Annotated in this window: 2 protein-coding genes and 3 pseudogenes; 1 reads left to right on the forward strand and 4 read right to left on the reverse strand. The window is 69.5% G+C overall.

Going from position 1 to position 4938, the window contains the following annotated elements; all coding sequences use genetic code 11:
• Window positions 1-522: pseudogene (locus tag GJ629_RS14305) on the reverse strand (RPA family protein); the annotation flags it as partial.
• Window positions 519-1796, reverse strand: a complete 1278-nt coding sequence (locus GJ629_RS14310; protein ID WP_157513638.1) for a Single-stranded DNA binding protein — start codon at window positions 1794-1796, stop codon at window positions 519-521. The gene GJ629_RS14310 and the pseudogene GJ629_RS14305, both read right to left, overlap by 4 nt.
• Before the next feature lie 350 nt (window positions 1797-2146).
• Between GJ629_RS14310 and dnaK the strand changes: the two are divergent.
• Window positions 2147-4044, forward strand: a pseudogene (dnaK, locus tag GJ629_RS14315) (molecular chaperone DnaK); the annotation flags it as partial.
• Window positions 4045-4226: 182 nt separating this feature from the next.
• Here dnaK and GJ629_RS14320 read toward each other — a convergent pair.
• Window positions 4227-4739: a biotin--[acetyl-CoA-carboxylase] ligase gene (locus GJ629_RS14320; protein WP_370515922.1), complete on the reverse strand. Its 513-nt coding sequence runs from the start codon at window positions 4737-4739 to the stop codon at window positions 4227-4229.
• Window positions 4740-4809: 70 nt separating this feature from the next.
• Window positions 4810-4938, reverse strand: a pseudogene (locus GJ629_RS17685) (biotin--[acetyl-CoA-carboxylase] ligase); the annotation flags it as partial.

Raw genomic sequence — 4938 nt, forward strand, 5'->3', positions numbered from 1 at the left:
CGCCCGGAGGGCGTCGCCCGTCGCGCCGGACTGCTTTGCGGCGGCCATCGTCCCGATGCGGTCGAGGGTGCGCTCGGCCGTCCGGACGGTCCAGCGGTCCCGCGTCTCGGCGTCGACTTCGTTGACACTCTCGGGCCGGAGCGAGGTGTATATCACGTCGCTGTCTTCGGGCTGGAACGTCCGGGCCTTCCCGGAGACGGCGAGAAACGCCGGCGGCTCCGCTCGCTCGAAGAAGGCTTGGGCGTCCGGTTGGTACTGGCCGGCGTAGACGACCACCGCGCCGGTGGGGTCGACCACGCGCGCCCGGAGGATGTCCTCGCCGACCGACTCGACCTCCGTCAGGACGCCGACGACGAACAGGCGGTTGACCCGCGCGCCCGTCGGCGTGACGACGTAGTTTGGGGCGCGTTCCTCGTCGCTCTCGGCATAAGAGAAGTCGGCGTCCTCGAACTCCGCGGCAAACAGGCGGTAGGCCACCTCGCGGTTGCCCGGCCCGCCGTCGTCGCCCTCGTCGGCGCTCATTGCTCCACCTCCGCGAGGAGGGTGGACGCGCGGTCGGCCGGGTTGTCGGCGGCCTCGGCGAACGTCGAGGCGTTGAGGTTCGCGCCGTACTCGTCGATGGAGAGCGTCCCGCGGACGCGGTACTCCCGGCCGACGATGGTCTCGGCGATAGCCTCGGCGACGACGGTCATATCCATCGCGTCGCGGGCGTGTTCCTGTGCGTCCGCGACGTCACCGCCGTAGATGTCGGCGGTTATCCCGTCGTCGAGGATGGCCGTCACCGTGCCGGTGCCGTCGTCGAGGATGGCCTTCGTCCGGAGGTCGGGCACGCCCTCGACCTGTCCGTGGCTCCGGCACTGGTCGTTCTGGGTGACGCGGCCACACTCCGGACAGCGCTCGATCAGGCCGGACCCGTCCCGCACTTCGATGACGTTGCCGGTGAGTTCCACGTCGAACATCCCGCCGGCACCGATGGCCTCGCGGACCGACATCGACGGCGCGTCCTGGTTCGGTTCGACCGTCCGGGACAGCGGCGTGACCGTCGAGAACTCCGAGACGTTTATCGAGGGCGCGCCGCGGAACTCCCGGACGTAGGTGTCCTCGATGCGGACGGAGTTGCTTTCCTCGATAGATGGGTGGGGGTCCCAGTCCGTGAAGGGCAGCCGTGTCGTCTCGTCGCCGAGGACGCCGCTGAGAATCTCCGTCTCGCCGTCGCGGCCGTCGATGACCTTCGACTCACATTCGAGGACCTGCACCTCGACGGTGATGCCGCGGTCGCCCGGTTCGAGGTCGATCAAGTCGGCCTCGCCGCCGACGGGGTAGGCCACGTCGAGCGTCTCCGAGAGCGTCTCGATGCTGGTCGACTCGCCGAAGTTGAGTTCGGCCTCCCCTTCCCACTCGCGGACGCCGGCGTTGCCGGCCCGTATCGTCTGGCCGGCTCCGAGTCCGAAGTCCTCCCACGCGGTGTAGGAGCGCTTGCCGGAGTCGTCAGCTATCTCGCCCTCGAAAATCGTGTGGTCGGCGCCCTGATACCTGATCGAGCGCTTGCCGACGGTCAGCAGACGACCCGTGATGGTGACGCTCGAATCGTCGGTGTCCACGTCGGCGATGTCCTTGCTCTCGGGTTCGGCGCCGCCGCTGGCGCCGTCGCCGTCGCCGTACTTCCGCCGCAAGCTCTGTTTGGCCTCCTCCAGCGGGACGCTGTAGGACACCAGATTCTCCAAGTCGCGTTTGACCTCCGTTTTGTCTGCGCCGAGAGCGGAGGCGAGCTCCTCGGCCTCGTTTTCGATATCCATCTCGTTGTGCGGTTGCACTGGCCGCTACTAAAGTTCAGTGCCCGGGCGAACGGCGGCCCCGCCGGTCCCGATTCTGACAGATGCGTAACTTGATCACACGGGAGTGTGAATGACTAGCTTGGGGAGACAATGACCCTCAGCACCGCCGTGGTACACGCACTCGAACACCCGGGGACGCTCCCGAACCGCGGGGGGGACCACGTCTGCCCGTCGTGTGGGCGCACGTTTCACCAGGCTCACGATGGGTGTCCGGCCTGTGGCGCCGCGTTGCGGACGCCGTTAGTCGCGTAGGCCGTCGACAGCGCACCTCCCGACCATTTTTATTCCGGCGCCGATCAACGTCAACCAAGATGAGTGGTGAGCGGATTCTGGGGATCGATCTGGGGACGACCAACTCCGCCGTCGCGGTGTTCGAGGGCGGGGAGCCGTCGGTCCTGCCGAACGAGTCGGGCGAACGAACGACGCCGTCGGTCGTCTCCTACGACGACCAGCGCGGCACCTTCCGCATCGGCCGACCGGCCAAAAACCGGGCGATAAAAGCCCCCGAGTCGACGGTCGAGTCGGTCAAACGGCACATGGGCGACCGGGAGTTCACCGTCTCGCTGGGCGGCCGCGAGCGGACGCCCGAGGAGATTTCCGGCCTGTTGCTCCAGCGTCTCAAGCGCGACGCCGAGGCCCACGCCGGCACCGACTTCGACCGTGCGGTGATCACCGTCCCGGCGTACTTCGACGACCGCCAGCGCCAGGCGACCAAAGACGCCGGTGAGATCGCCGGGTTCGAGGTCGAACGCATCGTCAACGAACCGACCGCGGCGGCGATGGCCTACGGACTGGACGACGAGCCCGACACGGAGTACGTGCTGGTGTTCGACCTCGGCGGCGGCACCTTCGACGTGTCGCTTCTGGAACTGACGCCGGACGTCTACGAAGTGTTGGCGACCGACGGCCACACCGACCTCGGCGGCGACGACTGGGACCGGGCGATCATCGACTGGGCCGCCGAGGGGTTCCAGCGGACCCACGGTATCGACCTCCGCGAGGACCGGGAGGCCCTCCAGCGGCTCAAGACCGAGGCCGAAGCCGCCAAGGTCGAACTCTCGACGGCCCCCGACGCCGACCTCCAGTTGCCGTTCGTCACCGCGACGGAGGCCGGGCCGCTCCACCTCGAACGGACGCTCGACCGCGCGACCTTCGAGGGACTGACCGAACACCTCTTAGAGCGGGTCGTCGAACCGACCGAACGGGTCATCGAGTCCGCGCCGATCACCCGCGCGGACGTCGACGAGGTGTTGCTGGTCGGCGGCGCGACGCGGATGCCGATGGTCCGCGACCGCGTCGCAGAGATAACAGGCATCGAGCCACAGACGACGGTCAACCCCGACGAGGCGGTGGCACTCGGCGCGGCCGTCCAAGGGGGCGTCATCGGCGGAGCCGTCGACGACCTCGTGTTACTGGACGTGACGCCGCTGTCGCTGGGCGTCGAGGTACAGGGCGGGCTGTTCGAGCCGATAATCGACGCGAACACGACCATCCCGACCGTCGAATCCAAACCGTTCACGACCGCCGAGGACGACCAGACCCGCGTGACGATTCGGGTCTTTCAGGGCGAACGCGCCGTCGCCGAGGAGAACGAGTTCCTCGGTGAGTTCACGCTCTCTGACATCCCGCCCGCGCCAGCCGGCGCGCCCAATATCGACGTGCAGTTTCGCATCGACGAGAACGGCATCGTGACGTGGCCGCCGAGGACGCCGCCTCGGGCGCGGCGAGCGGCGTCACGCTAGACGGTTCCATCGGCCTGCCCGACGACCGGGTCGAGCAGTTGCGCGCCGAGGCCCGCGCTCACGCCGAGGAGGACGAGCGACGCCGGGCCCGCGTCCGGGCGAGAAACGACGCAAAGCGGGCCCGCAAGCGCGCCGAAACCCTGCTCGCGGAGTACGACAACGTCCCGGCGGACCTCCGGGAGCGGACGGACGCGACGCTGTCGGCTCTCGATGACGTGCTGGACGACGAGTCGGCCATCGTCTCGGACTACGAGGACGCGACCGCGGACCTCCGTGAGTGTCTGCGGGCGTTCGGGACCGAGGAGGCCGCCGACAGCGGCGAGTCGACCCTCGTCGACGACGGTGGCGAGACGGACGGGCGTGGCGGGTCAGCAAAGCGGACTGGGCCCGAGCAACCGCGCGACGACGACCCCAACGAGCCACGGGTGGGGGTCCAGTCGCCGGAGACCGACGAGTCGGTGTCGGCCGAGCGAGACAGCGGACGGGTGTCATCGCCGTACCGGCAGGACACGCCGGAGCAGGATATGGTTCGGGAGGATACGACCGACCGGGACGACGAGGAACGGACCGAGGACGGGACACGAAACGACGACGATGAAGACGGGGACGCGGACGACACCGTCGACGGCGCGGACCTCTTCCCGGGGAGTTAGTCTGCCGGGCGGAGGTGTTCGCAGTCGCCGGTCGAGACCCGGACCGTCCGGCCGTCGTCCGTCTCGACGACCAGCGTCCCGGGCCTCTCCACGTCGCGGGCGACGCCGACCACCGTCTCCCGCGGCGTCTCGACGCGGACCCGCTGACCGGGTGTTCGAGCGTGCTCGCGCCACGCGTCGAGGATTGCGTCGGGCCGCCCGCGGAGGGAGTCCAGGGCGTCCAGCAGTCGCTGGGCGAGCGCCCGGCGGTCGACTGTGCCGGCCTGCTCGGCGAGGCTGGTCGCCCCGGGCGGAAGCGTCTCCGGATCGACGTTCGCGTTACAGCCGATGCCGAGGACGACCCACGCCACGCGGTCGTGTTCGCCCGCCATCTCGGTGAGGACGCCGGCCACCTTCCGGTGGCCCGCGGAGGTTTCCAGCAGCACGTCGTTGGGCCACTTGATGGACGCGTCGACATCGAGGGGGTCCAGCGCGCGGACGAGAGCGACGGCGGCCGCGAGCGTGTACACGGGGGGCCTCGGCGGGCGGGCACTCGGGGCCGAGGACGGCGCTCAGCCAGAGGCCGCCGCGGGGGGAAGCCCACTCGCGGTCGAGTCGGCCGCGGCCGCCGGTCTGTTCGGCGGCGACAAACGAGTGGTCGCGCCGGCCCGCCTCGGCGCGTTCCCGGGCGAGCGTGTTCGTCGATGCGACGGTGTCGTGGAACTCGAC

The organism is Halapricum sp. CBA1109 (assembly GCF_009741825.1).
In the GTDB taxonomy this organism is placed as follows: Archaea; Halobacteriota; Halobacteria; order Halobacteriales; family Haloarculaceae; genus Halapricum.

Excerpts from the sequence above, each read along its gene's own strand:
- GJ629_RS14310 (WP_157513638.1), bottom strand. The coding sequence starts at position 1,796 with ATGGATATCGAAAACGAGGCCGAGGAGCTCGCCTCCGCTCTCGGCGCA.